The sequence below is a fragment of the Sulfurimonas iocasae genome (assembly GCF_047716755.1).
In the GTDB taxonomy this organism is placed as follows: Bacteria; Campylobacterota; Campylobacteria; order Campylobacterales; family Sulfurimonadaceae; genus Sulfurimonas.
The window spans coordinates 2,254,037-2,278,292 of record NZ_CP180409.1; the positions used below are offsets into that span (position 1 = coordinate 2,254,037).

Here is a 24,256-nt window from a genome sequence, read left to right on the forward strand (position 1 = left end):
AAGTAGAGACATATTTACAGAATCCACTATTGAATCACCATAAAATTCTATCATGAATTTTTAATCTTTATATACACTATTTTTTGCATATTAGAAGCACCCAGTATGTATTATTATGTTAATACAATAATTATTCTAGTATAGTTTTGCTTATAATCCAATCAAAAGAAATAATATGAAATATATTCTTACAACAGTAATTATCTTGTTTTTAAGTACTGGATGTACAAAAAAAGAGTTTAAAACAAATTTTCATAATATTAAAGAGGATTTTTCTGAACACACAGAAAAGTATAAAGAGGACTAATGTTTGATACTAATAAAATGAGTGCCGCAGACGCACTTTTGGAAGCTCAAAAAATTGCATTTGCCCCTATAATATTTCAATGTGCAAGACTTTTACGTGACTGGGGTGTGTTTGAATTACTTCAAAATAATAAAAATGGTCTCAATATTGAAAAGATATCTAAAAAATTAGATATTGCTCCATATGCAATACAAGTTTTATGTGAATCAGGTTTTAGTATGGGTGCTCTAAAATTAGATAGCGAAACATACCATATAACAAAGATAGGATATTTTTTACTTAATGATGAAATGACAAAAGTCAATATGGACTTTAATAATGATGTAAACTATCAAGGTCTTTTTTATCTTGATGAAGCACTTAAAACTGGGAAACCATCTGGACTTCACCACACATTTTCAAAAAAAGAAACTATATACCCTATACTATCAGAATTACCAGAGAAAGCTAAAAACAGTTGGTTCGGTTTTGACCATTTCTATTCAGATGCTGCATTTAAAAAGCTTGTTGATATTATGAGTAAAAGAGGTATAAAAAAGCTTCTTGAACCAGGAGGAAATACCGGAAAATGGTCGATTGCACTCACAAAAGCATCCTTTGATACAACGGTTACTATACTTGATCATCAAAAACAAATTGATATTGCACTTGAGAATGCTAAATCAAATTCTGTTGAGCAAAGAGTAAAAGGCATAGCTATTGATTTACTTGATCATAGTATTCCTTTCCCAAAAGGCTATGATGGAGTATGGATGAGCCAATTTTTAGACTGTTTTGCTCCGAAAGATATTATTGCACTTTTAAAACGCTCTGAAGAGTCTTTAACTGAAGATGGAAGAGTATATATAGTTGAACCTTTTTGGGATAGGCAAAGTCACGAAATTGGCTCATACTGTCTTATTAATACGTCTCCATATTTTACAGCATTAGCAAATGGTACAAGTAAAATGTATAGAGCAAGTGAAATGAAAAAATTTGTATATGAAGCTGGTCTAGAAGTAGAAGATGAAATAGATGGGTTAGGGTTTGGACATACTTTAATGATATGTAAAAAAAGCTAAGTTTATTACATGTATACTAGTTATCTAAAATGCTTTCTTATTTCTTAAGTTGTACTCTAGAGATATCCAATAATCCAAGGTGGATATTTTCACAAATAAACAGTGAGTTCTATCATATACATTGTTATATCCAACATCCACTTATCTGCATAAGCTACAACAATATCAACATCAGGTGGCATCATAGTTTCAATGCTTAAGAATTTAATATATTTTACTGCAAAGCGATTATAAATATTCCATTACTAACCGCTATATCTTTGTCATACACTTCAAACTTGAAATATGTCAAGCTATCTAGTTGATATTCAAAAATAACTTTTATATCATATTCAAGAGCTATAGGTTTATTTAGAAGCTTTATATTTTTCAGAGTTACTAAAAACCCAACTTGCTCATCTCCATCATCAAAAGCTGCACTACTTTGAGCAGCTGCCTCAACTAACATAGGTAAGGTTGGTATTTCGTTAAATTGTACTTTTACAACTGCTAAAATATCATCTTTTGATACAATATATCTTGCAAATTTTAACGGTTCTTGATGTGGTAAATTTAATTCTTTCATAATTCAATTTCTACAATATAGCTATCTTTGTTCTCACACAAATCATATAAAATTTTCATCCAAGAAAGTGAAGCTGGAACACCTTTTTGAACTCTGTTTTCAACTGTAATAGTTGCCTCTTTTTCACTTTTTTTAAGTATAAAAGATATGCCATATTCTAATTCACTTGCACATTTATTTAAACTATCCACTCCATCAAAGTTCATTGCTTCTATAGCACAAACAAAAACTTCATCCTCTTTTAAGAGGCTCAATGCAGCTTGTTGCATCACATTGTATGATGTTTCATCACCACACGACAGTGTTAATATTTCAGAAGTGTTTCCATGTACTATAGAGTGATATGAAGATGCTGTGTTATAAACTGAGTTTTGAAAAGCACTGGGACTTACATTATCACTGCCTTTAATTGATTCTAAAATATTTACAGTATCTATTAACTCCCCATAAGCACTTCCATAAACCATAACACCAGTCGCAAACCCACACTTATGAGCTAAATATATTAATATCCTTGAACTTCGGCTAAGACGTCGTCTAATCAGCATTTTTTGCACAAGCTGTTTTTCGTTTAAATCTTCAATTTTCAATAAGTTATGGACACGTGCTTTTTTAGTAATTTCAACATTAATTTTCATGACACACTCCAAAAATCAGAGATGTATTATTTCCACCAAATGCAAAAGAATTACTTAAAGCATATTCTATTTTTGCCTCTTTAACAATATCAACATAATTAAGAGAATTCTCATTGTCATCACAATAAATTTGAGGAGGAAGAAGTTGTTTTTTTAGTGCTTCTACACATATAGCAGCTTCAATTGCCCCAGCAGCACCAAGTGTATGTCCTACATTTGATTTTGAAGAACTTACATATATTTTTTCACCAAATATAGTTTGTATTGCTTTTGCTTCTGTAGTATCATTTGCTTGTGTACCAGTTCCATGTGCATTAATGTAATCTATTTGATTTGAGTCTAATGCAGCATCATGTAAAGCCTTATTTATCGCTGATATAGCACCTAAGGCCGTTGGATCCGGATTTGCTATATGATATGCGTCACTACTTGCTCCAGCTCCAATTAATTCTACTGATTCTTTTTCAAACTTATTTTGTAAAAGTAATGCACCTATACCTTCTGATACATTCATGCCCTTTCTATTACTTTGAAAAGGTGTGCAAATTTCATCAGATAATATTCCTAATGCACTAAATCCAAAGATAGTAGTAGAACATATTTCATCCGCTCCAATAACTAAAATATTTTTATATGCTCCAACATTTATAAGCTCTTTTGCTACTTTTAAAGCATTTGCACTAGATGTACAAGCAGTGGAAAATGAACGAGTAGATAAAAAATTATATTTTTTATCTAGAGTAGAAGCAATTACATTTATTGTGTGTCTTTGTATATTAATGTTTTCATAGCTATTTTCATTAAAAAGTATTTTTTCTGTTTCAGCCATGCCTCCAACAGATGAGCCAACCAATAAAAGCGTATTTGAAAAATCTTGTAAATTGGATCCATCAAGAACCTCATTAACACATGAATAAAGTAGCTCTTCAAATGTAGATTTATCAGGAAACCTACCTATACAAATAGTTTTATTTGGAACAATATCACTAAAAGTAGCTAAAAAACTTTTTTTATTAAATACAGCATCTAATGTTTGTTTTGTGTCACCACATATGCTTCTAATAGAACTAGCGTTAATATAAGCTTTTTTCAATTGTCTAACTAATTATTTATATATGTTGTTAGGGATGAACAAGAAGCAAAAATTGTTTCAGCCTCAGCTAAATTTGTAATCTTTACTCCAAACTCTTTTTCTATTATTAACGTCAATTCAATCGCATCTACAGAATCAAGACCCAATCCATCATCACCAAAAAGAGCCATATCATCTTCTAATTCATGAGAAGTGATATCTTCAAGATTTAAGCCTTGAATTATTGTGTTTTTTAACTCTTCTATCGTTATCATAGTAACCCTTTACTTGTACATTTAAACACATTATACTAAATAACTATAAATTAATAAACACTCATGAGATTTTAATACGATTCGCTCATATAATCACTTAATTAAATTTATTATACAACGTCAGTAATTATCTAATTCATACGCATAATTTTCATCAAGCCAAAAATGATATAAAGGTTGTCTTTATTTTTCAGTCCATTATATGTTCAATCCACACTATAAATACTAAAACATCCAAAAAACATAGTAGTTTTGATACAATACACTAATGAAAAATATATCGAGGATTAATAATGATTAAAATTTTTATGGGTATTGGCTTGCTGTTTAGTCTAAACTTGCTTGCTAGTGTTGGTCATGAGCACTCACATCAAGGCACAAAAGAAGGTACAGAAAAAAAGATAAAAGATTATATTAAAGCATGTGATGATGGAGACGTAAAAAGTTGTAATAATCTGGCGGTGCTGTATGATCTTGGTGAAGTTGTAAAACAAGATAAAAGCAAAGCACTCAAACTATACACTAAAGCTTGTGATGGCGGAAATAAATTTAGTTGTAATACTTTGGGAGAGTTATATTTTAAAGGTGATGGAGTAAAGCAAAATAAAAGCAAAGCAATCGATTTTTATACTAAAGCCTGTGATAATGAACATTATAATAGTTGTAATACTCTAGGAATAATATATATCAAAGGCGATGGAGTAAAGCAAGACAAAAGTAAAGCAAAAGGCTTGTTTGCTAAAGCTTGCGATGGCGGAAGTATGAGTGCTTGTCAAAACTATGAAAGAGTAAAAAAAGAAGGTGTAGAGTAACTAAAGTTTGAGATAAGTATGAAAATATATATAGCGGGACCAGATGTTTTTGAACAAGATTCTGTAGAGATAGGACAAAAGTATTCTGATCTATGTAAAAAATATGGTCATGAAGGCTTGTATCCTCTTGATAATATTGTAGATTTTAAACAAGCAAAACAAAAAATAGCTCAAGATATATTTCATGCCAATGTAAAACTAATCAAAGAAGCTGACATTGTTATTGCCAATCTAAATCCCTTTAGAGGTAAAGAAGCCGATAGCGGTACAGTCTGGGAATGTGGTTTTGCCAGTGCTCTAGGCAAAAAAGTATATGGCTATATGGAAAATACCTCAGCTTACATAGATAACTTTGATGAAGTTAGCACTTTAGCTGATGGACTCTATGCAGACAGTGATGGTAAAATCATAGAAGACTTCGACTACCCAATAAACCTGATGATAGCGTGTTCAGCCGAAATAGTTACAGGTAAGTTTGAAGATGTTTTACGACTCATCTTATAATTTTTAATTTTGAATCTGTTTTTGATTTGTTAATTGTTGTAAATAGTTTGAAATATTTATAAGAGAAAATGTAACCAAAAATATCATCAGACCTGGAAAGAAACTAACCCACCAAGCAATTTCTATAACTTCTTTTCCACCACTTAATATTGTACCCCAGCTCATTTGTGGGGCTACAATACCAAGTCCTAAAAAACTTAGTCCTGATTCTGCAAGTATAGCACCACCAACGCCAAAGGTAAAACTTACAAAGTATATAGGTGCCAAAATAGGTGCGTAGTATTTAAAAAGTATCTTTGTCTTACTTACATTGGCAATATTCAAAATTTTAATAAATGGCTGTGATGTCACTCTAAAGCTCTCAGAACGAATCAATCTTGCAGTTGTCATCCAACCGGTAATAGAAATAATGACTATTAAAACCCACGCAGATGCATTTACATAACTTACCAGCGCTAAAAGTAAAAAGAAAGTAGGAAATGTTAGAAACAGATCAACTGTAATAACAAAAGCTTTGTCAACATTGCCTCTAAAATAGCCAGCCATAGAACCTAAGACAAGTCCTATAACAGAGGCAATAAAAGCACTTCCTACACCGATGATTAAAGATATTTTTCCACCTTCTATCAATCTAGCAAGAATATCTCTACCTAATCTATCTGTTCCGAGAAAATGCTCAATTGAAGGAGGTAAAAGGATAGAACTGCTATCTAAGGAATAAGGGTCTATGGCATAAATGAAAGAACCAAAAAAAGAAAATATAAAAACAAAGAGTAAAACAGAGATACTGAATCTTGGCATCTGTGCTACTGTTTTATTCCAAGAAGTGTCTGCATCATCTGATCAATCGTAGTTATTACTTTTGCTGCAGCACCATAAGATGTCTGATATTTAATCAAATTTGTCATCTCTTCATCTATACTTACTTTGGATATTGAATTGTATTCTAGTTCTGTAGCATTAAACTGTGTTGATATAGTTTCATTTTTTAGTATTGCCGCATTTGTTTGAATACCAACACTGGTAGTTATCATATCAAACATTGAATATTTAGTAGAATTTACATCTTCACTACCAACATGGAAATCAAGTTTTTCATATTGATCTTGAACCATATTTAAAGCTATAGTATTATCACCTGCTAGTGGAGTAGCTCCTGCTGACATAAGAGTAGGATTATTACTTAATGTATGGTTCAGTTGTATACTTTGAGCATCATTTCCATCAAAATATCTACTCATTCCAAGAGCACCAGCGAAGTTACTTCCAGAAGAATATGATGAATCTTTTAAAACATCAGCCATTGAAAAAGTATACCCTTGTGATTCTGAAAGTGGATCTAGTGCTAATTCTAATCCATGCTCTCCACTAGCATATGTAGCCCAATTGAATTTTATGAAATCATCAATATCATTATTAGCATTCCCATCATTATTATCATCAAGCTGTGCTTCAAATTGACCTTGAATAGAGTTTGAACCGGGAAGTCCTGTCATTACAGTAGCTGGATTTATATGTATTTCTCTTTTTGCAGCGATATTACCATCTATATCATATATAATCATTTCAAATGAGCCATTTTGAACATTTAAATTAGAACTTACAAGAGAATCTTCAGGATCAATATCAATTATATTTGATTCCATTTTTGTTGTTGAACTTTTTGCATAAAGATTATTTGTCGATTCAATTAAACCTTCTGAAAATGCATCAAATTCTGATATTACATTTTGGATTACACCGTTTGTTGGCATTCCACTTGTAGTATCAATGCTTGCTCCGCGTAGATTTAAGATAGCACCAATTGAGCCTCCGGTGATTTTTTCAGCCATTGGGACAAAAGTACCATCTTCTTGCTTAACTGAAAGATCATAAAATCCACTTTTGTTATTTTCGTTTGTTAAGTGTATAGGATGAACGGAATGACCATCAACAATATTAAAACCGTTGACATGTACAGTGTAGCTTCCTGTTTTTGTATTAGAAGAACTATTCATCTGTATATTTGATTCTATTAGCCCAGAGTTAATCTCTGCACCTATTAATCTTGACATACTTCTCTCAAGTATATTTCTTTTATCTCTTAAATCATTTGCCGTATAACCTTCTGCAGACTCTGCTATATCTATCGCTTTACTTACATCTGCTAACTGAGAAGCTATAGAATTAACTTCATCTACATTAGCTGCCAGTTGATCATTTAGTTGGCTCTGTAGTTTTTTTGCCTGTTCTTGAGTTTGTGCTATATGCTCAGTCAAAGTTTTTGTTTGTGTTGCTAAAGATAATTTTATAGAATCATTATCTGGATTATCAGCAAAGGTTTGCCACATATCGTAATACTTAGTTAAGTCAGCTTTAATACCAACCCCATCAATCTCAGGAAAATATGTAGAAAGTTCATTTAATGTTTTTTTTTCAAAGTCACTATACTCTTTATCTGATGAAATACTAGTATATCTATCATAAACAAAATTATCAAATATTCTTTGAATATCCTTAACTTCTGTACCGTTGCCAACATGACCTGGTGCTGATTCTAGCGGTATCGCTGCTGCATGAACAACCCTTTGTCTAGAGTACCCCTCAGTCTCAGCATTTGAAAGATTATGAGATGTGGTATTAATACCAACTTGAGCTCCGTTAAGACCAGAATAGCCTATATGAAGGGAATTGAATATAGAAGACATACTAAACTCTCACTTCCAATATAGAAGCATTTTTAGAAGCTACTTTATTATATCCTTGCATCTCTGTAGGGACAACTCTCTCTAAGAAAGTGTTATATAAATTACTAACTACTAATACAAGTCTTGCATAATGTTTATTTACATCTCTAAGGTTATTTAGTTCTACTTTTAATTCTTCTAACTGTAAATGTTGCTCTGGATTAATGAGTTCAGGTAAATCCATTTCAGGGTATTTAGTCATTAAAGATGATATTTCATGATCAATAATAGCTTTTTTTTGCTCGAAGCTTTTAAGTTTTTCTTCTTTTAACGACAATCTATCAAATTGTGAATCATTTTTAGCTTCTTTAATATCTGTTATATCAGACTCAGTTATTTTTATTAAATCCCTTAAATCGTTCAAGGCACCCTGTAAATGATGAGACAACATCTTTAACCCCTATCTTTTGTTTATACCTATAACAACTCATCGGCTATCTTTTGCGAAAGAGCTTCTAGGTTAATTTTATACTCGCCAGCGTCAAGAGCTTCTTTTATCCGCTCTAACTTGCTTGTATCACCTTGTTTTGTAATATTTGTTAAGGCTTTGTTAGTTTCTTTAGACTCTCCAAAGTTACTAGCATAAGCACCTCGAACCGCAGAACTATTAATTTGCGAAATCATTATTTATCCTTTAAGTGTCTCTATAGACTTTTTATATACAGCTATATCGACAAATAAAGAAAAAACTTCAATTTTTTCTACTTAAAAAATCAAAAAGCATCTGAGAAAAGCCAAAGCCTCCTGCACTTGCTTTTGCAAGCTCCTCTCTATACATAGATTTATATATTTTATCACCAGGATCATTCTGCTCTGAGAAAAGATTTTTTTCTTCTTTCATAGCATTATCCATTAGCATCTTAAGGATTACAGATTCAAAAGCATCTGTCTGTTCTCTGAGTTTAGCTTCATTTGAATCTGAATCAATTTTTGGAACAATTTGATTCTGAGCCATCATTTGAGCTTGCATATTTATAGAGTTCATACCGTACATAATCTCTCCTTTTTCTTAGATAACTTTTAGCTCGGCTGAAATACTACCGGCACTTTTCATTGCTTCTAATATAGATATAATATCTTTTGCAGATGCTCCAAGTTTTTGAAGAGAACGAACTATATTAGCCACCGTTGTTGTTCCTTTTGTCGTATAGAGCTCATTTTGATTTAGTCCAATTACCAAATCTTTATCAACCGCCATAGAGCCTTCAGGATTAGATGGAGTATCCTGTGCTAGGATTTTTATAGTTATGTCTCCATGAGTTAAAACTATAGGTTTAACCTCTATATCTATACCAGCAATTATAGTTCCCGTTCTCTCATTTATGATAATTTTATTTTTAGGTCTATAATTCATATCTATATCTTGAACTTCAGCTAAAAATTCTATCATACTTCTATTTTCTGGGCATTTAAGACGTATTGTTCTAGGATCCATTGCAACTGCAATTTGAGTATTGTAAAAATTATTTATTGATTTTTGGATTGATACACTATTTTTAAAATTCGATTCTTTTAATGATAGTGTTGCATACTCTTGATTGTACAAATCTATATTTATTTCACGTTCAACAAAACCACCCTCAAAAACAATACCAACAGTTGGATGCGACTCACTTCCAGCACCTCTTGAATTTTTACCACCAATACTAATAGCACCTTGAGCTAGTGCGTATATCTTACCATCAACCCCTTTTAGAGGTGTCATAAGAAGTGTTCCACCCTCTAAAGACTTAGCATCTCCGATAGATGAAACTGTTATATCAAACTTGTCGCCTTGTCTAGCAAATGACTGAAGTTTTGCAGTTACAACAACTGCTGCAACATTTTTTGATTTGATATCAATTGGATTCATATCTATATTCATTGCTTTTAACATGTTAGAGATAGATTGAAGTGTAAATTTTGAAGTAGTTCCATCACCAGTTTTTTTAAGACCGACCACAAGTGAATAACCAATAATTTGATTCTCACGAACACCAACAATGTTAGCAACATCATTGATTTTAGTAGCGTAAATAGAAGTAAGAGTGAGTAAGAGTAAAATAATTGTTTTCATAACTAGTCCTTGTAACTAGTTATTACTCAGCAATTCCTATTCCATATTTTTCTCAAAATAGGTTAAAGAAGTATTTCCAAATTTTTTAAATTTCTTCATCTTAAATGCACCTATAATCTCAGGCAATTCTAGACCTGTCATATGCTCGATGATTATAAGCTCTGTTAGCTCTGGAGGTATAGATGCTATCATAGCAATCATCTTATCGTAGATATCTTCCATGCCCTCTCTTATGCTAAATGGTGGGTCTATGTAAAAGTATGCACTTTGATTATTTCTTTTTAATGTTGAGATAACAGAATAAATATTTGAAAAACTATCTCCACTAAAGACTTCACATGCAGATGAGTCAGTTAAAGAGATATTCTCTTTTAGTACCTTTAGGGCATCTCTGTCTTGCTCCATAAAAAGTATACTCTTTGCACCACGACTTAACGCTTCAAGACCTATAGACCCGCTTCCAGAGAAAACCTCAACAAAAGTAGCATCTATAATATCAAACTGGATGGTGTTAAAAAAAGATTCTAAAACTATAGACTTAGATGAACGCGTAGTTGTTTTTGATGGGAGTTTTAAAACTTTGTTTTTAAATTTTCCAGATATTATTTTTTTTGTTAATGATTTAGCACTATTTTTCATAAAACGCTCTAACTGCCTTTAAAATATTTTCTTTGTATTCTTGAGTAAGAATATCTATTCGTTTTTCTAAAATACTAAAATCAGCTACTTCATCACCATAACTCTCTTCAATTTCTTCAGATTTAGGAGAAATACCATTATGCCTTTTTTCAAGTGCCAGAATAAGTGCTGACTTCGAAAAAGGCTTAACCAAGTCCGAGTCACTATCTTTTGATATATAAAAGGTTCTCTCATCATTTAAATTTTTAAAATCACGCACTACAATATCACTCTGCTTTAAAGAGCTTAAATGCGAGGATAAAAAAAGTTCTAATGATTTTTGTAATAGTGGTGATTTGCACTCAACTGCTATCTTCATAAGACGCCTTATAAATAATATTCGATACTATATCAAAGAAATATGAAAGCTGTATCTTAGTTAAATATAGTAACTTAATGCTAATATATTATGGTTTAAAGAAGTATAACACATTTGGCTTAACATATAAAATAGTGTTGCAATTCTGATGTTATGACCCTTCTAAAACTTTAATTTTTAGTAAAATATTATCTTCATTCTTAAAATCCACATGCACCAAAAACAGATTGGCTATCTCTTTTTCTGATTTAAAAACTCTAAAACTATCTACTTCCCCAATATAATCAACACTAAATTTACTATCTTTTCTTAGAGGATATGTCAAAGGTTTTAGTGACTCTAGTCTGTAAAGTTTAGAGTTTTTCATGATGTAGGTAATATATGGATTGTATCTTTTATGCAAAGAGTTAGAGCTCTGCATAAATACGACATCCTCTACTTTTTTTTGATTTAAAATAGTTATGGATTCCTTTATTGCCAAAGAGAAGTCCAAAAAGATAACTTTTTTTATCAGATGCATATGCTCTAAACTATTTACCTCTTTTTTGTAAAAACTGTTTGAGTGATTGAGTGAAGAGTAACTTTTGTATAAAAAAAGCATCATAATCGACAAAATAGTAACGGATATAAGCATCTCTATAAGAGTAAAACCTCTTCTCATCTACTTCATCCTTACTCTAAAAAGAGCTGTTGATGAGTCATTAATTTTTAGGACTGTTTTACCTATTTCAAAAATCATGCTTGAGTTACTTTCTTTATTATCACTTTCACTCATATCTATCTGCTCTAACTTTTGGTAGAGTATTTTTACTTTTGTATCGCTTATCTCTTTTGCTAAATCACGCTCCAACTTAAAGTCACTGAGCAAAGCATCTAAATGGATTTTTTTTGTCTCTAAACCATAATCACGGTTTGATACAAAGAGTGAAGTATATTGATTTATTTTAGCCTGCTTAGTTAACTGTGAAAATATATGTGTGTTATTTGCAAACATCTGTATAAGTGCCGCTATGACAACCGAGATAATCATAACGGCAACCATAACTTCTATAAGGGTAAAGGCACATCTAGCTCTTTTATGCATGTCCTAAACCTATTCTAACCGCTTCATCTAGAGATGTCTCACCACTTATGAGCATTTGTGATAGTTGAAAGCCTATCGTCTTTAGTCCATCTTTTTCCAATGCCTTTTTTATGCTATGTTCGTCTGTTGTATTTACAAGCAACTCTCTTACATTGTCATTCATTACCAAAAGCTCGCCGATTGAGCGTCGTCCTGTATATCCGCTGTAGTTACAAGACCTACAGCCGACACTTTTATATATTTTAGACTCTTTGTCCAAGTTGTAGTACTCTGCAAACTCTTCAGCAACTATATCTTCTTCTTTACACTCATCACACAAAACACGAACAAGTCTTTGAGCCAAGATACCAAGAAGTGATGATGAAATTAAAAATGGTTCTATTCCCATATCTGCAAGTCTTGAGATTGTCGATGCTGCCGAGTTTGTGTGAAGGGTAGAAAAAACCATATGACCTGTAAGAGCCGCACGGACAGCGATGGCAGCGGTCTCTTCATCACGAATCTCACCAATCATAATAACATCAGGGTCTTGTCTTAAAATAGAGCGAAGAGCTGCCGCAAAAGTAAGTCCAACTTTCTCGTTTACCTGAATCTGGGCTATGTTATCTGATTTATATTCAACAGGGTCTTCAACTGTAAGTAGATTTTTTTGGGGTTCTTCTACTTCACGTAAAAAGGAGTGAAGAGATGTTGTTTTACCACTACCAGTAGGTCCTGTAACCAGTATAATTCCGTGAGATGATCGAAGCAGTTTTTTTACATCGCCTATTATCTCGTTATCAAAACCTAGTTCATCAATAGCAGGTATTTGAGAGCTTTGCATAAGAAGTCTCATAACAACTCTTTCTCCGTAAAATGTTGGTAAAATAGAGACACGGATATCTAGGGTCTCCCCCGCTATTTTTATCTGAGTTCGTCCATCTTGCGGAATTCTCTTTTCAGAAATATCAAGGTTAGATATGACTTTTATACGACTTACTATCAGGTTTACCACTTTTTTATCCAAGTCTGCATTTTTAATGAGCATACCGTCTATACGAAACCTGACTTCTCCACGTTTTTCCTGTACCTCTATATGAATATCTGAAGCCTTTTTTTTTATCGCCTGATAAAAAAGAGCATTTACAAACTTGATAATCGGAGCCGATTCTTCCGAGGTCAAAATATCCGAGCTTGTCCGTAAGAAATCTGTTAAAGAGAGTTCATCTTCACTATCTTCCTGATTCTCTTGCATCGTCTCTATGGCTTTATCGGTTCTTAGCTCTAAAAAGCGGTTATAAAGTCTATCATAGGAGTCTTCATCAAGCATGTAAAGAGGGTATTTGTTATCAAGCTTTGTATAAAAATTACTCGCTTGAACGATATACCTCTCACACATAACTGCACATACTTCATCGTCTATCTTGCTAAAAAGAAGATAATTTTTTACACTTACCTCTGTTACAATATCGTCTGGTTCATAAACTTCAAGTTTTATATTGTGAAGAGGTTCTAAAGAGAGCATTTTAGTTCTCATTCAATATATTATCAACTTTATCTACGCCTATAATATCTTTATTCTTTTTTATTGATTCACTATTATTTATATCAGAACCTTCTAGATTTGCTTTTTCTTTTATTTTTTTAAAAACGTTTTTGTCATACTCTACTTGCATAGTTGCCAATACTCCTAAATCTTTTTGAAGTTGAGATAATTTCTCACTTTTGTCTACTACGTATGGTGTTAAAATAACTATTAGATTGTCTTGTTGGTCTGAAGTCGATGTAGATGAAAACAGGTACTCTCCAATAAAAGGTATATCCCCTAAAAGAGGGATTTTGCTTTTAGATATAGATTCATAATTTTTTACTAATCCACCTATGATTATACTCTCACCATGTCGTAAAATAACTTGAGTTTTCACCTCTTGTTTTGAAGTCTCAGGTTCTCTTACTGCAACCCCACCGTCTATTCCGTCATCAGTAACATCTTCTAAAATAACTTCCGCTTCTAGGGTAACTTTGTCAAATGATGAAACGCGAGGTTTGATCTTTAGAGTCAGTCCAACATCTTCTCTTTTGTATGAAACTGTCGGTAAACCTGCAGTTCCTGTTGTTGAGCCATCAGAGATGGAGATTGTTTTACCGACATATATAGAAGACTCCTTATTGTTTAAACACAAGATAGATGGACTAGATATAGTTTCTGAAGCACCATGGGTCTCTAAGAAATCTAAAGTAGCTCCCAAAGCAAGTCCATTTGCTACAGCACCTATCCCACCAAGATAGTCCAATACAGCACTAGAAGCACTTGTCGTCAAATCAGAAGAACCAAAATTTGCACTCATGGCATAGAGTCCTGAGGAAGAAGCTTCTCCTGCTGCAAAGCCATATTTTACACCTAAACTCTCCGTATTTTTCTTGTTTATATTTATAATTCTAGCCTGAACATAAACCTGATAATTTTCTATATCTAGCTCATCTATAATATATTTTATACTCTTTATAACACCTGGTTCTCCCACAGCAATAATCGCATTTATTTCATTACTCGCTGATATATTTGGTTTTAATGAAGGATCTGCATATGTTTGCTGGGATATAATCTCGGTTAAGCTAGCCAGGACAGCTTTAGCATCAGAGTTTTTAAGATTAAAAATCTGAACACTATTACTAATATTTGATTTTACATCTAGTTTTTCAACCAAAGATTCTATTATTTTTACATTTTCTTTATTTGCAACAACTATAATTGAATTTGTGTTTTCATCTAAAATAATCTTAACCTGATCTAACTCTATATGTTGGTTAAAGAGTGATTTAGATATCTCTATAAGTTTTGCCTGAAGTTTTTTTGTCTCTGTAAATTTAATAGGAATTATTTTTACTATTACTTGATTATTAGTATTTATATTTTTAATGACTTTTTTTACTGTTTCAATATTCTTAGGATAATCCGTGATTAAAAGAGTGTTGCTCTCTTTCATAGTCGTAAGTTTGGCAGTTTTAGAGATAAGATAACGGATTTTTGCTACTACTATATCAACATTTTCACCCTTAATAGCTATGGCTTGAGTAACCATTAATGAGCCATATAGTCTTTGCCCAGATTTTACAACTTTTACATTATTTTGTGCTGCTTCAGTTGAACGTACTATCTGATACAGCGAACCATCTTGCACGAGAGTAAAACCCTTTGATTCTAATACTGAGACCAAAATACCTAAAAGTTCATCATCATAAACAGGAGTAGAACTGACAAAATCAACTGTTCCATTAACCTTGTTGTTTATTAAAATATTTTTATTTGTAATCTTTGATACCAATTTTATAAAATCTGTTATTTCCAAATTTGAAAAGTTGACAGTAACCTGCTCTCTTGCCGATAATACCAACACTAAACTAAACGTTAAAAAAATAAATCTAATTAATTTCATATACTAATTCCTTCTCTTGTTTTTCTCTTATTACTACGATTTGTACACTCTCTAATTTATCTATATTTTTGTAGATATCTATTGCCACTTTGTAGGAAGTAAGGGCAACATTATTTACCTTGATGATAATATCTCCTTTTTTTAATCCTAAATATGCAAACTTTGAATTAGGATTTATACCTGTAACCTTAAAACCAATAATTTTATTTTTATCTTTAAGTTCTTTTATCGAAATATCTTTCCATATACTTTCTGGAGCTTTGGTGTATCTCTCTATATCTTTACGAGAAATATTATGCTGTACATCTTCATTATTTTGGCTATTGTCTACTTTAAAGACAGACAAAGACTTCTTTACATCTTCTAAACTAAGTTCATACTCTTGGTTTTGCTTTAAAAAAACTGCGCTTGAAGCTAATATGGATTTTAGCACATACCCTTGATACTCTTCTGACACTCCAACAATAGAAGTATCCTTAGGAGATGACTTCATAGCAACAATAACATAACCTCCTGCGTTTGTTCCATATAATCCATTTAAAATCATACTTGTTATACTAATGTTCTTTGAATTACTTGAAGCACTTTTTGTGATCTCTTTTTTCCTCTGTGCTTTAGCAAGCATATTTGAAAAGTTTACTGTTTGATACATCGGCTGATAGTTCTCTTTGATGCTTATATCTACCCCTTCGCTTGGAAAATACCACAAAACGAGAAGAGATATAGCTTTTGCCAAAGCTAAAAGTATGAGTAGCTTTGTAAAGATTTGGAGCAATTTAGAGTTTGATAGTTTTATCATAAATATACTCCCCCTTTTCATTTTTACTCATATTCTTAAGTGTATTTACATAAGATTTTAACATCAACTCAGATGGCAAAAGTTTAAGATGCAGAGTTTTATCAAATATACTAAATCTAACATTTGCCTTACCAAACTCTCCCTCAACATCTGCCTTTATATAGAGTGGATCAAACATAGTGTACTTTATATTTATATTTTTGACATGCAGTGGAACAAAGAACTTTGCAGCACTAGAGAGTGTAATATTTTGAAAGTCCACTGCATTATAAAGAACAAAAAGTTTTATATTTGACTCTTGTATATTTGCACTTTGAATTGATTTATAATATAAATCTGCATGCTTTATTTTTAGAGTGAAACCCTTGTCTAGTACCTCTTCAGAACTAATAACTACAGCAAATTGGTCTAATTTTGTCTCTAAAAAATAGTACAAACTTACTTTTGGAACAAAGTACATCAATGCCAATATGAAAACCAGAGAATATCCAAAAAATTTATAGAGTTTTTTCACCATTGTATCTCCACGTAGAGGCTAGCTTTTGCTTGATTAAGCTCTGTAATCTTTAATGCGACTATATTATATGAGTCGTTTAAAAGTTTACTCATTAAATAGTTAAGTGCATTTATATCCATATCGTGTGAACTTATTATAATCCCCGTTTTTTTCAACTTTTGCTCTATTTTCGTTGATTTTAAAGATGACTGTTCCAAAATTCTTTTTAAGGAGCGTTTTACTCTCTCTTTGTCATCATATACCTCTTTAAGTCCACTTAGATGAGTTGATAGTTTAGCTGTTTGCTTATATGATTCTTTAGCCTCGACTAATTTACTTTTTACATCAGATAAGTTAATGACTAAAAATATCACAATCACAACTAACAGCAGCCCGATATGTAGAGGGTTTACTCGATTCATATTGAAATCTCCACATGCCAAAATTCATCTTTAAACGAGGATTTAAAGTCTACTTTTTTAGTTTTTAGTATTTCACTAATTCGTGACTCTTTTCCCTTAAGAACTCCGCTAAACTCAGCTTCTAAAATATTATTTTTATAGCTAAGTTTTAAAAGCTGTTGTGAAGGATTAAGCTTCAATGCTAAAATATATGAGATGCTTTGCCTAAGTTTCATCTGCTTAGTATGAATAGAATCATATTTTTTTAATATAGACCTGTTTTGTATCATCGTCGACTTTAAATCATACTTAGCAAAAAGAGTCTCTTTTGATTCTGTAATTTGTGCTAACTTTTTTGATGTTATAAAATATTCAGTAGCAATAAGTAGCAATATAACGACCATTATAACGGCTATTTTTTGCAAACTTTTGCTATCAACAATATGTCCAAACTGCGCCAAAGTCACTCTGTGTTTTGAGGGTTTTATCTTACTTAAGTCCAAATCAGCACTCTCTTGCAACCAAGCAGAAGGAACTAAAAGAAGTATCTCATCTTTTACATAAATACTTTGTAATGTATTTATTTTAACAGCACCCTGAAGATTTCCCAACTCACTCTGAGCAAAATATACGTTTGCTATATTTGAAGGAGCTATTTTTTTCTTTGTCAAGGTATCTAAAATAAGTTTATCTTGATAAGCGAATATAAAAAACTCCTCACCGCTTTTATATGCATCATAACTATAGTTGCCCTCAGGCAATGTATCTTCAAAAAGAGACGGCAGTAGTTTTTTTACATCTCTTACATATTTTACAGGCAAGTAGATTTTTTTTACCCAGTAAAGAGATGGCGAGAGTATAATGTTTACCTTCTCATTTAGATAAAATGGCTGTGAGCTTGGGTCTAAAAATATACTTTTATACTGCTTCTTAAATTTCGTAAACAAAATTAGACCCTTTTTTCGTTTGTATGTCATACTCAAATCTTATTTTTGCATTTTTATAGTTTTGTGTAATATCAATTACTACATCTAAATAAGGCTCAAAATAACTTGTCTGAAACTTTGCCAATGCTAGTTTTTCTTCACCGTTTAAAGACAAATCTTCTAAAGATGAATATCCTCCATAGCCAGAAGCAAGTTGCGTAGCTTTTTTCTTATCACATCCGAGCATCATCTTCCAAACTTCCATAGTTGCATAATTTAAATCAATAGCTATATTTTTATTTTTAGAAAAATAAAAAAGATTTGCAAAGTCTATTCTTTTTAAATTATTATTATGATATGTTTTCATATAAAAATCATCTACTTCATTTAAATGTTTCTCTGAGGCGACGTAATCTCTGAAGAGATATGGCTTTTCATCAAATATCGCACGGTTGTATGTTATATTTTCATCTCCTCTCATTACATCAAGCAAAATATCTACATATCCTATATTGACCTTATATTTACTCAAGTACTCATTTAAAATATTTACTCTGTCTGTATTTATGATGTTGTCGGCATCAACAAGAGAGTTTACATTAAAATTTGATCTTGCACTGCTTATTTTTATGTCCATTTTAAGCCCTGAACTCTCAAGCGGTATAAATGAAACACTAGATAAAAAAGTGAAAAGCTCTGCACTTGATTTATTTTGAGCCAACTGCTCCAACTCTTTTGAAGATTGTAAAATATTTAAAACATCATCTAAAACTGTACTGGCTTGAAGCATGAAATTTTCATTTTCCATATGCCAAGAAGCTTCTTTAACCTGTCTTAGTCCAACACCTATAGCAACCGTAATAGCCATAACAAAAAGGACGGTAATGAGTAGAGCTATACCTTTTTTCATACTCTTCATTAGCTTATACTCATAGAAAAGATAGGTAAGAGCATGGCGGCTACAATGAAACCTATGCTTCCTCCCACAAAAAGCATAAGAGCAGGTTCTAGTAGAGTTAGAAGCATACTTATCTTATCTCTGTTTTCTTCAAAGTAGAGTTCGGCGATATTTGTAAGAACACTCTCAACTTGTGAAGTCTCTTCGCCCAAAGCTACAGACTGTATAAAAGCATAATCTATTTTAGTTTTAGAATCATTTAGAGCACTAGAGAGAAGTTTGCCCTCTACAACTTTTTTTGCGGCAGAACTAAATATCTCTTTTAAAACAAGATTATTCAAAATATTTGCACTAAGTTTGATGGTCTGAACAAAAGGTACACCTGAGCGAGTAAGCAAAGATGCTATATATGAGAATCTTGCAAGTTCACTCTTTTGGGCTATCTCACCAAATAGTGGAATTTTAAGAATAAGTTTATGAACTCCATATGCAAAACCGTAGCTCTTTTTCATAAGTGTTATAAAAAGCGCAGTAAATATAAAAATAAGAGCCAAAATTATTGTAAAGTTGTTATTAAAAAAATCACCCATGGCAATTACCACTTTTGTAGGAGTAGGAAGTTCTTGATGCATACTCTCAAATATGCCTGTTATCTGTGGCACAACAAAGGCGAGCATAAATGATATCATAAGAAGTGAGACAATAATCATAAAGGTCGGGTAAGCAAAAGCAGCTTTTATTTCTTTGTTTATTTTGTTCTGTTCTTTTAAAAAACGAGATAGCTCCATAAGCACTTCATCTAAAATACCGCCACTTTCACTGACCTTAATAGATTGTTTAAAAAACTCAGGAAGAATAACTACACTTTGAGATTCAAGAGCTGTAAAAAAGTCTTTTCCCTCATTCAAATACGTACTTACTGTATTTATAAAAAGTTTCATCTTTTTGTTGTTTTCATAATGGGTTTGAACTATCTTAAGAGCTGAGACAATACTTATACCGGAGCGGATATACATGGACAATTCACGAGAAAGACTTGAGAGCTCTTTAGCCGGAACTTTATACTTTGGACTAAAATCAAATTTCTCATAAAAGGCTAGAGTATCCTCATCTATACTTTGATAAATAATTTTTTTTACTTTTAGTTTGTTTTTTGCTTCTAAAAGTGACGTAGCTTCTATTTTATTGCTTACTCTCTTTCCCTCATGGTCAATACCCTTAAACTTAAAAATCATCTAAGAACTTCTTGAGTTAGTTTTTCTTTAGCATCAATAGCTTCTTGCAAAGATGTATATACGCTAACAGGAGCAAGATAATTTGAAAAATCATAAACTAACCCTTTAAACTCTACAAACACTTGCTCACCTACCCCTTTCTTATCCACAGTGTAAGAAAAACATAGATCTTTTTCTACATTGTCTTTGTTAAAATAAACCTCTTTTTTCTGTTTTAGTATACCATATGAAAAATCATATCTGTAGATTTTTACACTCTTGTCTAAAAAATCATTTAAGGAGGCTTGTTTTTCATTGTCTGCAAAAACATCACAAGAAGAACAGTCATCTAAACATAAAAGTTTTACATTATTGCTATGTGGAAATTTTTGCAAATACTCTTTTAAACCCTTCAAACTTATATTTGCAGGCTCTTCACCTATCTTTTGGAACTTATTTATGGAGAGGGTGTAAACTACTCCTATAATTACAATAACTATCATAAGCTCAATAAGAGAGAAGGCTTTTTTCATAAAACTCTATTTACACTCACTCATTTTAATGTCAGCACCTTCGTCTTTTCCACCCTCTTTTTTATCTGCGCCAAGCGAAATCAGCTCAATCGTACCATCATCATTTATGTATATAAACTTACTGCCCCAAGAGTCTTTTGGCATTTTGCCGTCTTTAAAGTAGCCACTGGTAGAGTAGTTAGAATATTTTTCTTTATCTGGATTCTTAACAAGTGCTTCTAGTCCCTCTTGGGTTGTTGGATAAACACTATTATTTATCTTAAACATATCCAAAGCACCATTATAAATACTCTTCATCTGAACACAGACTAGATTTCTTTTCGCTTCTTCACCCTTACCTGTAAGACTCGGCATAACCATAGCTGCTAAAAGACCTAAGATTACTATGACTATCATAAGCTCTATAAGTGAAAATGCATTTTTTGAGTTGTTTTGCATGTTGTTTTGCATGTAAATTTACCTTTGTTATTTTAAAAAAGAGTTCTTGGGTATTTTGTTGAAGTCAAAAGTTAAAAAGCTCTGAAGGTTTTCCTTCAGAGCAAATATTTTGTCTTGTAGACTATATATTAAGGCTGTGTAACAGCATTTGCATCTAGCGTAACTGCTGTTTGCGCTAAAAGTCTGCCTTTGACTGTTGCACCATTATTTACAACAATACCTTTTTGTGCCAACACTATACCTTTAAAATCTGCTGTTGTTCCAAAAGTCACACCTGTGCCTCCTGCAACTTGCCAAAAAATATTTTTAGCTAATGCACCGCCAGCAAGCGTTACGATAGCACCATTGTTTAAAGTAAGGTCACCTGATATTTGAAAAATCCAAACATCAGTTGCACCACCAGAAATAGTTACACCTACATTTGTTATTAAAAGACCTGTTCCCCACTTGTAAAGACCTGGAGCTAGTGTCATACCACTCACATCACCTGCACCTAGTTCAGTAAAGTCTGGTGTTGTACGTCCTGCTGCATCAGTATATGCAATTTCCATATCACTTACTGCCGTTGTCATATTAGATGGTGTTGGAGCTGCCATATCAGCCGCATAGATTTTTCCTGTGACTAAAGATGATGTTGCAAATGTATTTGTACTATCAAGAGTTTCACTAAATCCAGTTATGTAACTTTGAGCAGCCGGACTAACACCTATATCGCCTGTAATTGCTGTAGTACCTGTAGTTGAAATTCCCGTCTTATCAAGAATTACAAAACCTCCAGCTGTACCTAGATTGACTGGCGCTAAAGATGTCACTGCAGTCGTTCCTGTTGTAAAACTCCAAACTTTATTAACTGCTAAAGCAATACCTGCTAAGTCTTTAACACCAGTAGTGATAGTTGCATTGTATTCAGTGCTTTGAGCAAGATCTGCAGTAGGATTAAAGATCATAGTATTGCTTTCATAGCTTACTACACCTGCAACTGCAGTAGTACCATTTTTTAGTGTAAAAGTAGTTGTAGTGACAGTAGTAGGGTCTAGTGTTTCACTGAAAATAGCACTAACACTTCTATTATAAGGCACACCTGTAGCAACGTCTAAAGGGTCTGTTGATGTCACTGTAGGTGCAGTAGCATCTGTTACTGTACCTGTTGTAAAATTCCAAACATATTCACTTACCATAGCATTACCAGATAAATCTTTAACCCCAGTAGTGATAGTTGCATTGTATTCAGTGCTTATATTAAGGTCTACAGTAGGATTGAAAACCATTGCATTGTTAGCATAGCTAACTGCACCTGCAACTGATGTAGCACCACTTTTAAGTGTAAAAGTAGTTGTATTTACCGTGGTAGCATCAAGTTCTTTATCAAAAAAAGCAGCAACACTTGTGTTAATAGTTACATTAGTGTCTCCAATGCTAGGAGTTGTAGAAACAATTACAGGGGCTGCGGTAACTTCTGGGGCTACAATAACTGAATCGTCCTTACATCCTGTTGTAAAAATTGTGAACATAAAGAGCATCGAGAGAAGTAGTATATTGGAATATTGTTTAATAGCTTTCATTGTGGCTATATCCTTATTTGCTGTTTAAAAACAACTGATATGATTAGCAGGGATCATATATAATATATGAATGTAGGTTTTCCATCTCTGGGTAGATACAAGTTCTGTAGATAGGCAAATGCCTACTACTTACGAAACGTTAGATTATAAACCAAAACTATCTATGATAGTATTTTGCAAATAATTTTATATTCAAATAAAACTTCTCTGAATCTGAATCTATTGTATCTAAATATAACTTTAACTGTCAATAGTATATTTTGTAAATAAAAATTAATTAAGCTATTAAGCTGTTTTTATTTCCATCTTTAACTCTTTATTTACACTATATTTTTTAGATAGTAAGAGATACTATAACGCAAATCTTCATCTAAATCCAGAATATTATTTAGCATCCATTCTAAATATCCTCTATCACGCATACTTATCTCCTCTATATAACTGCCCTTATGCTTTCCAAACTCAAACTTACTAAGGAGCACTTTTTTAAAACTAAGTTCTGCAAGTTTGTCTTTTGGAGCTATGTCTAGAAGATACTCGTAAAGGTTTTTAACGATTGTTGCATCACTTAGTGCATTATGTGCTTGAAGTTTCTCTTTTTCTTTTTTATAAAGTTTTAATTCATATCTTAAAAACTGCAAAGAAAACTCTTCACACTCAGGGATAAGGTGCTTAGTTACTCTAAGTGTATCTATTATTTCACCTTTAAAACTGAAACCGGATTTCTCAAGCATTGCTAAATCAAACTTTACATTATGTCCTACAAGAGTACTCTTTTCATTGTTATGTTCTGTAAGAAACTTATATGCTTGGCTATCTTGAAACTTTGGCTGATCTTTTAGCATCTCATTTGTTATATGGTTTACACTAGAAGCCTGAGGCAGAATTTTTTTACCTTCATTTATCAGCTTGTATATAGTTTTTGTCTCACCATCTTCAATACCAATAATTCCAATAGAGCAAATTCTGTCTTTTTCTTCTAAACCTGTAGTCTCAACATCTAAAAAAATCAGCATTTTACTACTTTAACTCTCTTGCATCTAGTAGTCATCAGTAAAAATGAGAAGTATCCACTTACTAGTAAAAAAGAAAATAACCAGTAAATATTAAACCACTCAAATACTCCGCCATAAGATGTAAAGACATATGTAAAGGCAAGAGAGAGAACCATAAAAGAGCCCACTAGCCAGATGATGAGCATAAACCATTTTCTCCAAACCTTTACCAAGTCTCCATAACCAACATCTTCTATGAGTTCTTTGCCATTACAAGAGTAAAGATGAATTTTATAGCCAGATATGCAGACATTAAAAATATATTTAAGACTTCTAAATAGTGCTAGAAGCAAGGTAAGGCTCCAAACAACAGGAAACCAAAATACAAAAATATCAATAAGAGCACTTGTGACTTCGCTACTTAGAGTAGCCATTCCCTGACTTAGATATATGTAAAATGTAATGAAGAGAGAAAGGATAG

At 32.3% G+C, this 24,256-nt stretch carries 31 protein-coding genes; 4 read left to right on the top strand and 27 right to left on the bottom strand.

Going from position 1 to position 24,256, the window contains the following annotated elements:
* The first annotated feature begins 175 nt into the window (after nucleotides 1–175).
* Together ACLHDE_RS11390 and ACLHDE_RS11395 are read left to right on the top strand one after the other, a co-directional pair.
* A complete protein-coding gene (locus ACLHDE_RS11390) occupies nucleotides 176–307 on the top strand; it encodes a hypothetical protein (RefSeq protein WP_415396533.1) in 132 nt (43 codons plus the stop codon).
* Nucleotides 307–1,368 carry an SAM-dependent methyltransferase gene (locus ACLHDE_RS11395; RefSeq protein ID WP_415396534.1) on the top strand — a complete coding sequence of 354 codons (1,062 nt, stop codon included), beginning with the start codon at nucleotides 307–309 and terminating at the stop codon, nucleotides 1,366–1,368. Before ACLHDE_RS11390 ends, ACLHDE_RS11395 begins: the two co-directional genes overlap by 1 nt.
* 214 nt (nucleotides 1,369–1,582) lie before the next feature.
* Here the strand turns inward: ACLHDE_RS11395 and ACLHDE_RS11400 are convergent, their stop codons facing one another.
* From ACLHDE_RS11400 to ACLHDE_RS11415, 4 genes are read right to left on the bottom strand one after another with little or no spacing between them, the layout of a single operon-like run.
* Complete coding sequence (locus ACLHDE_RS11400; protein WP_415396535.1) at nucleotides 1,583–1,933, bottom strand: hypothetical protein; 351 nt, start codon at nucleotides 1,931–1,933, stop codon at nucleotides 1,583–1,585.
* Nucleotides 1,930–2,571, bottom strand: coding sequence for a beta-ketoacyl synthase chain length factor (locus ACLHDE_RS11405; RefSeq protein WP_415396536.1), 642 nt, complete (start codon nucleotides 2,569–2,571; stop codon nucleotides 1,930–1,932). Before ACLHDE_RS11405 ends, ACLHDE_RS11400 begins: the two co-directional genes overlap by 4 nt.
* Complete coding sequence (locus ACLHDE_RS11410; RefSeq protein WP_415396537.1) at nucleotides 2,561–3,664, bottom strand: beta-ketoacyl synthase N-terminal-like domain-containing protein; 1,104 nt, start codon at nucleotides 3,662–3,664, stop codon at nucleotides 2,561–2,563. The genes ACLHDE_RS11405 and ACLHDE_RS11410 overlap by 11 nt, the downstream gene beginning before the upstream one ends.
* A gap of 8 nt (nucleotides 3,665–3,672) precedes the next feature.
* Entirely contained in the window at nucleotides 3,673–3,918 is a 246-nt protein-coding gene (locus tag ACLHDE_RS11415; protein ID WP_415396538.1) for a phosphopantetheine-binding protein, read from the bottom strand.
* Between the two features lie 293 nt (nucleotides 3,919–4,211).
* Here ACLHDE_RS11415 and ACLHDE_RS11420 point away from each other — a divergent pair, with 293 nt between their 5' ends.
* Both ACLHDE_RS11420 and ACLHDE_RS11425 read left to right on the top strand, forming a co-directional pair.
* On the top strand, nucleotides 4,212–4,730 hold the full coding sequence (locus ACLHDE_RS11420; RefSeq protein WP_415396539.1) for a tetratricopeptide repeat protein: 519 nt from the start codon (nucleotides 4,212–4,214) through the stop codon (nucleotides 4,728–4,730).
* A gap of 18 nt (nucleotides 4,731–4,748) precedes the next feature.
* Nucleotides 4,749–5,234 carry a nucleoside 2-deoxyribosyltransferase gene (locus tag ACLHDE_RS11425; RefSeq protein WP_415396540.1) on the top strand — a complete coding sequence of 162 codons (486 nt, stop codon included), beginning with the start codon at nucleotides 4,749–4,751 and terminating at the stop codon, nucleotides 5,232–5,234.
* A 3-nt stretch (nucleotides 5,235–5,237) separates the two neighbouring features.
* Here ACLHDE_RS11425 and ACLHDE_RS11430 read toward each other — a convergent pair whose 3' ends face one another.
* From ACLHDE_RS11430 to ACLHDE_RS11540, 23 genes are all read right to left on the bottom strand, one after another.
* Complete coding sequence (locus ACLHDE_RS11430; protein WP_415396541.1) at nucleotides 5,238–6,035, bottom strand: ABC transporter permease; 798 nt, start codon at nucleotides 6,033–6,035, stop codon at nucleotides 5,238–5,240.
* A gap of 5 nt (nucleotides 6,036–6,040) precedes the next feature.
* Nucleotides 6,041–7,921, bottom strand: coding sequence for a flagellar hook-associated protein FlgK (gene flgK, locus ACLHDE_RS11435; protein ID WP_415396542.1), 1,881 nt, complete (start codon nucleotides 7,919–7,921; stop codon nucleotides 6,041–6,043).
* Between the two features lies 1 nt (nucleotide 7,922).
* Nucleotides 7,923–8,324, bottom strand: a complete 402-nt coding sequence (locus ACLHDE_RS11440) for a hypothetical protein (protein ID WP_415396543.1) — start codon at nucleotides 8,322–8,324, stop codon at nucleotides 7,923–7,925.
* A 53-nt stretch (nucleotides 8,325–8,377) separates the two neighbouring features.
* The gene (locus tag ACLHDE_RS11445) at nucleotides 8,378–8,584 is read right to left on the bottom strand and encodes a flagellar biosynthesis anti-sigma factor FlgM (protein ID WP_415396544.1); all 207 of its coding nucleotides are present in this window, start codon (nucleotides 8,582–8,584) and stop codon (nucleotides 8,378–8,380) included.
* Nucleotides 8,585–8,651: 67 nt separating this feature from the next.
* The gene (locus ACLHDE_RS11450) at nucleotides 8,652–8,954 is read right to left on the bottom strand and encodes a rod-binding protein (RefSeq protein ID WP_415396545.1); all 303 of its coding nucleotides are present in this window, start codon (nucleotides 8,952–8,954) and stop codon (nucleotides 8,652–8,654) included.
* Nucleotides 8,955–8,969: 15 nt separating this feature from the next.
* Nucleotides 8,970–10,016 (bottom strand): flagellar basal body P-ring protein FlgI, encoded by a 1,047-nt coding sequence (locus tag ACLHDE_RS11455; protein WP_415396546.1) that lies wholly within the window; start codon nucleotides 10,014–10,016, stop codon nucleotides 8,970–8,972.
* Nucleotides 10,017–10,052: 36 nt separating this feature from the next.
* On the bottom strand, nucleotides 10,053–10,655 hold the full coding sequence (rsmD, locus tag ACLHDE_RS11460; protein ID WP_415396547.1) for a 16S rRNA (guanine(966)-N(2))-methyltransferase RsmD: 603 nt from the start codon (nucleotides 10,653–10,655) through the stop codon (nucleotides 10,053–10,055).
* Complete coding sequence (locus ACLHDE_RS11465) at nucleotides 10,645–11,013, bottom strand: hypothetical protein (protein ID WP_415396548.1); 369 nt, start codon at nucleotides 11,011–11,013, stop codon at nucleotides 10,645–10,647. Before ACLHDE_RS11465 ends, rsmD begins: the two co-directional genes overlap by 11 nt.
* Before the next feature lie 151 nt (nucleotides 11,014–11,164).
* Nucleotides 11,165–11,674: a type II secretion system protein J gene (locus ACLHDE_RS11470; RefSeq protein WP_415396549.1), complete on the bottom strand. Its 510-nt coding sequence runs from the start codon at nucleotides 11,672–11,674 to the stop codon at nucleotides 11,165–11,167.
* Nucleotides 11,675–12,097: a PilW family protein gene (locus tag ACLHDE_RS11475; RefSeq protein WP_415396550.1), complete on the bottom strand. Its 423-nt coding sequence runs from the start codon at nucleotides 12,095–12,097 to the stop codon at nucleotides 11,675–11,677.
* Nucleotides 12,090–13,613 carry a GspE/PulE family protein gene (locus tag ACLHDE_RS11480; protein ID WP_415396551.1) on the bottom strand — a complete coding sequence of 508 codons (1,524 nt, stop codon included), beginning with the start codon at nucleotides 13,611–13,613 and terminating at the stop codon, nucleotides 12,090–12,092. The genes ACLHDE_RS11475 and ACLHDE_RS11480 overlap by 8 nt, the downstream gene beginning before the upstream one ends.
* Nucleotides 13,603–15,513, bottom strand: a complete 1,911-nt coding sequence (locus ACLHDE_RS11485; protein ID WP_415396552.1) for a secretin N-terminal domain-containing protein — start codon at nucleotides 15,511–15,513, stop codon at nucleotides 13,603–13,605. The genes ACLHDE_RS11480 and ACLHDE_RS11485 overlap by 11 nt, the downstream gene beginning before the upstream one ends.
* Nucleotides 15,500–16,312: a PDZ domain-containing protein gene (locus tag ACLHDE_RS11490; RefSeq protein ID WP_415396553.1), complete on the bottom strand. Its 813-nt coding sequence runs from the start codon at nucleotides 16,310–16,312 to the stop codon at nucleotides 15,500–15,502. The genes ACLHDE_RS11485 and ACLHDE_RS11490 overlap by 14 nt, the downstream gene beginning before the upstream one ends.
* On the bottom strand, nucleotides 16,290–16,829 hold the full coding sequence (locus ACLHDE_RS11495) for a hypothetical protein (protein WP_415396554.1): 540 nt from the start codon (nucleotides 16,827–16,829) through the stop codon (nucleotides 16,290–16,292). Before ACLHDE_RS11495 ends, ACLHDE_RS11490 begins: the two co-directional genes overlap by 23 nt.
* Entirely contained in the window at nucleotides 16,823–17,230 is a 408-nt protein-coding gene (locus ACLHDE_RS11500; protein WP_415396555.1) for a hypothetical protein, read from the bottom strand. The genes ACLHDE_RS11495 and ACLHDE_RS11500 overlap by 7 nt, the downstream gene beginning before the upstream one ends.
* Nucleotides 17,227–18,156 (bottom strand): hypothetical protein, encoded by a 930-nt coding sequence (locus ACLHDE_RS11505; RefSeq protein ID WP_415396556.1) that lies wholly within the window; start codon nucleotides 18,154–18,156, stop codon nucleotides 17,227–17,229. The genes ACLHDE_RS11500 and ACLHDE_RS11505 overlap by 4 nt, the downstream gene beginning before the upstream one ends.
* Nucleotides 18,140–19,045, bottom strand: coding sequence for a hypothetical protein (locus ACLHDE_RS11510; protein WP_415396557.1), 906 nt, complete (start codon nucleotides 19,043–19,045; stop codon nucleotides 18,140–18,142). The genes ACLHDE_RS11505 and ACLHDE_RS11510 overlap by 17 nt, the downstream gene beginning before the upstream one ends.
* An 8-nt stretch (nucleotides 19,046–19,053) precedes the next feature.
* Nucleotides 19,054–20,268, bottom strand: coding sequence for a type II secretion system F family protein (locus tag ACLHDE_RS11515; protein WP_415396558.1), 1,215 nt, complete (start codon nucleotides 20,266–20,268; stop codon nucleotides 19,054–19,056).
* Nucleotides 20,265–20,780 carry a prepilin-type N-terminal cleavage/methylation domain-containing protein gene (locus ACLHDE_RS11520; protein ID WP_415396559.1) on the bottom strand — a complete coding sequence of 172 codons (516 nt, stop codon included), beginning with the start codon at nucleotides 20,778–20,780 and terminating at the stop codon, nucleotides 20,265–20,267. Before ACLHDE_RS11520 ends, ACLHDE_RS11515 begins: the two co-directional genes overlap by 4 nt.
* A gap of 6 nt (nucleotides 20,781–20,786) precedes the next feature.
* Nucleotides 20,787–21,230, bottom strand: a complete 444-nt coding sequence (gene gspG / locus ACLHDE_RS11525; RefSeq protein WP_415396560.1) for a type II secretion system major pseudopilin GspG — start codon at nucleotides 21,228–21,230, stop codon at nucleotides 20,787–20,789.
* A 116-nt stretch (nucleotides 21,231–21,346) separates the two neighbouring features.
* Complete coding sequence (locus ACLHDE_RS11530) at nucleotides 21,347–22,780, bottom strand: ice-binding family protein (RefSeq protein ID WP_415396561.1); 1,434 nt, start codon at nucleotides 22,778–22,780, stop codon at nucleotides 21,347–21,349.
* Nucleotides 22,781–23,100: 320 nt separating this feature from the next.
* Nucleotides 23,101–23,796 (bottom strand): exonuclease domain-containing protein, encoded by a 696-nt coding sequence (locus ACLHDE_RS11535; RefSeq protein ID WP_415396562.1) that lies wholly within the window; start codon nucleotides 23,794–23,796, stop codon nucleotides 23,101–23,103.
* On the bottom strand, nucleotides 23,790–24,209 hold the full coding sequence (locus tag ACLHDE_RS11540; RefSeq protein ID WP_415396563.1) for a hypothetical protein: 420 nt from the start codon (nucleotides 24,207–24,209) through the stop codon (nucleotides 23,790–23,792). Before ACLHDE_RS11540 ends, ACLHDE_RS11535 begins: the two co-directional genes overlap by 7 nt.
* Between the last annotated feature and the right edge of the window lie 47 nt (nucleotides 24,210–24,256).

Coding starts and splice junctions, on each gene's coding strand:
- ACLHDE_RS11390 (WP_415396533.1), top strand. CDS start 176: ATGAAATATATTCTTACAACAGTAATTATCTTGTTTTTAAGTACTGGA.
- ACLHDE_RS11395 (WP_415396534.1), top strand. CDS start 307: ATGTTTGATACTAATAAAATGAGTGCCGCAGACGCACTTTTGGAAGCT.
- ACLHDE_RS11400 (WP_415396535.1), bottom strand. CDS start 1,933: ATGAAAGAATTAAATTTACCACATCAAGAACCGTTAAAATTTGCAAGA.
- ACLHDE_RS11405 (WP_415396536.1), bottom strand. CDS start 2,571: ATGAAAATTAATGTTGAAATTACTAAAAAAGCACGTGTCCATAACTTA.
- ACLHDE_RS11415 (WP_415396538.1), bottom strand. CDS start 3,918: ATGATAACGATAGAAGAGTTAAAAAACACAATAATTCAAGGCTTAAAT.
- ACLHDE_RS11420 (WP_415396539.1), top strand. CDS start 4,212: ATGATTAAAATTTTTATGGGTATTGGCTTGCTGTTTAGTCTAAACTTG.
- ACLHDE_RS11425 (WP_415396540.1), top strand. CDS start 4,749: ATGAAAATATATATAGCGGGACCAGATGTTTTTGAACAAGATTCTGTA.
- ACLHDE_RS11430 (WP_415396541.1), bottom strand. CDS start 6,035: ATGCCAAGATTCAGTATCTCTGTTTTACTCTTTGTTTTTATATTTTCT.
- flgK (WP_415396542.1), bottom strand. CDS start 7,921: ATGTCTTCTATATTCAATTCCCTTCATATAGGCTATTCTGGTCTTAAC.
- ACLHDE_RS11445 (WP_415396544.1), bottom strand. CDS start 8,584: ATGATTTCGCAAATTAATAGTTCTGCGGTTCGAGGTGCTTATGCTAGT.
- ACLHDE_RS11450 (WP_415396545.1), bottom strand. CDS start 8,954: ATGTACGGTATGAACTCTATAAATATGCAAGCTCAAATGATGGCTCAG.
- ACLHDE_RS11455 (WP_415396546.1), bottom strand. CDS start 10,016: ATGAAAACAATTATTTTACTCTTACTCACTCTTACTTCTATTTACGCT.
- rsmD (WP_415396547.1), bottom strand. CDS start 10,655: ATGAAAAATAGTGCTAAATCATTAACAAAAAAAATAATATCTGGAAAA.
- ACLHDE_RS11465 (WP_415396548.1), bottom strand. CDS start 11,013: ATGAAGATAGCAGTTGAGTGCAAATCACCACTATTACAAAAATCATTA.
- ACLHDE_RS11470 (WP_415396549.1), bottom strand. CDS start 11,674: ATGAGAAGAGGTTTTACTCTTATAGAGATGCTTATATCCGTTACTATT.
- ACLHDE_RS11475 (WP_415396550.1), bottom strand. CDS start 12,097: ATGCATAAAAGAGCTAGATGTGCCTTTACCCTTATAGAAGTTATGGTT.
- ACLHDE_RS11480 (WP_415396551.1), bottom strand. CDS start 13,613: ATGAGAACTAAAATGCTCTCTTTAGAACCTCTTCACAATATAAAACTT.
- ACLHDE_RS11485 (WP_415396552.1), bottom strand. CDS start 15,513: ATGAAATTAATTAGATTTATTTTTTTAACGTTTAGTTTAGTGTTGGTA.
- ACLHDE_RS11490 (WP_415396553.1), bottom strand. CDS start 16,312: ATGATAAAACTATCAAACTCTAAATTGCTCCAAATCTTTACAAAGCTA.
- ACLHDE_RS11495 (WP_415396554.1), bottom strand. CDS start 16,829: ATGGTGAAAAAACTCTATAAATTTTTTGGATATTCTCTGGTTTTCATA.
- ACLHDE_RS11500 (WP_415396555.1), bottom strand. CDS start 17,230: ATGAATCGAGTAAACCCTCTACATATCGGGCTGCTGTTAGTTGTGATT.
- ACLHDE_RS11510 (WP_415396557.1), bottom strand. CDS start 19,045: ATGAAAAAAGGTATAGCTCTACTCATTACCGTCCTTTTTGTTATGGCT.
- ACLHDE_RS11515 (WP_415396558.1), bottom strand. CDS start 20,268: ATGATTTTTAAGTTTAAGGGTATTGACCATGAGGGAAAGAGAGTAAGC.
- ACLHDE_RS11520 (WP_415396559.1), bottom strand. CDS start 20,780: ATGAAAAAAGCCTTCTCTCTTATTGAGCTTATGATAGTTATTGTAATT.
- gspG (WP_415396560.1), bottom strand. CDS start 21,230: ATGCAAAACAACATGCAAAACAACTCAAAAAATGCATTTTCACTTATA.
- ACLHDE_RS11530 (WP_415396561.1), bottom strand. CDS start 22,780: ATGAAAGCTATTAAACAATATTCCAATATACTACTTCTCTCGATGCTC.
- ACLHDE_RS11535 (WP_415396562.1), bottom strand. CDS start 23,796: ATGCTGATTTTTTTAGATGTTGAGACTACAGGTTTAGAAGAAAAAGAC.
- ACLHDE_RS11540 (WP_415396563.1), bottom strand. CDS start 24,209: ATGGCTACTCTAAGTAGCGAAGTCACAAGTGCTCTTATTGATATTTTT.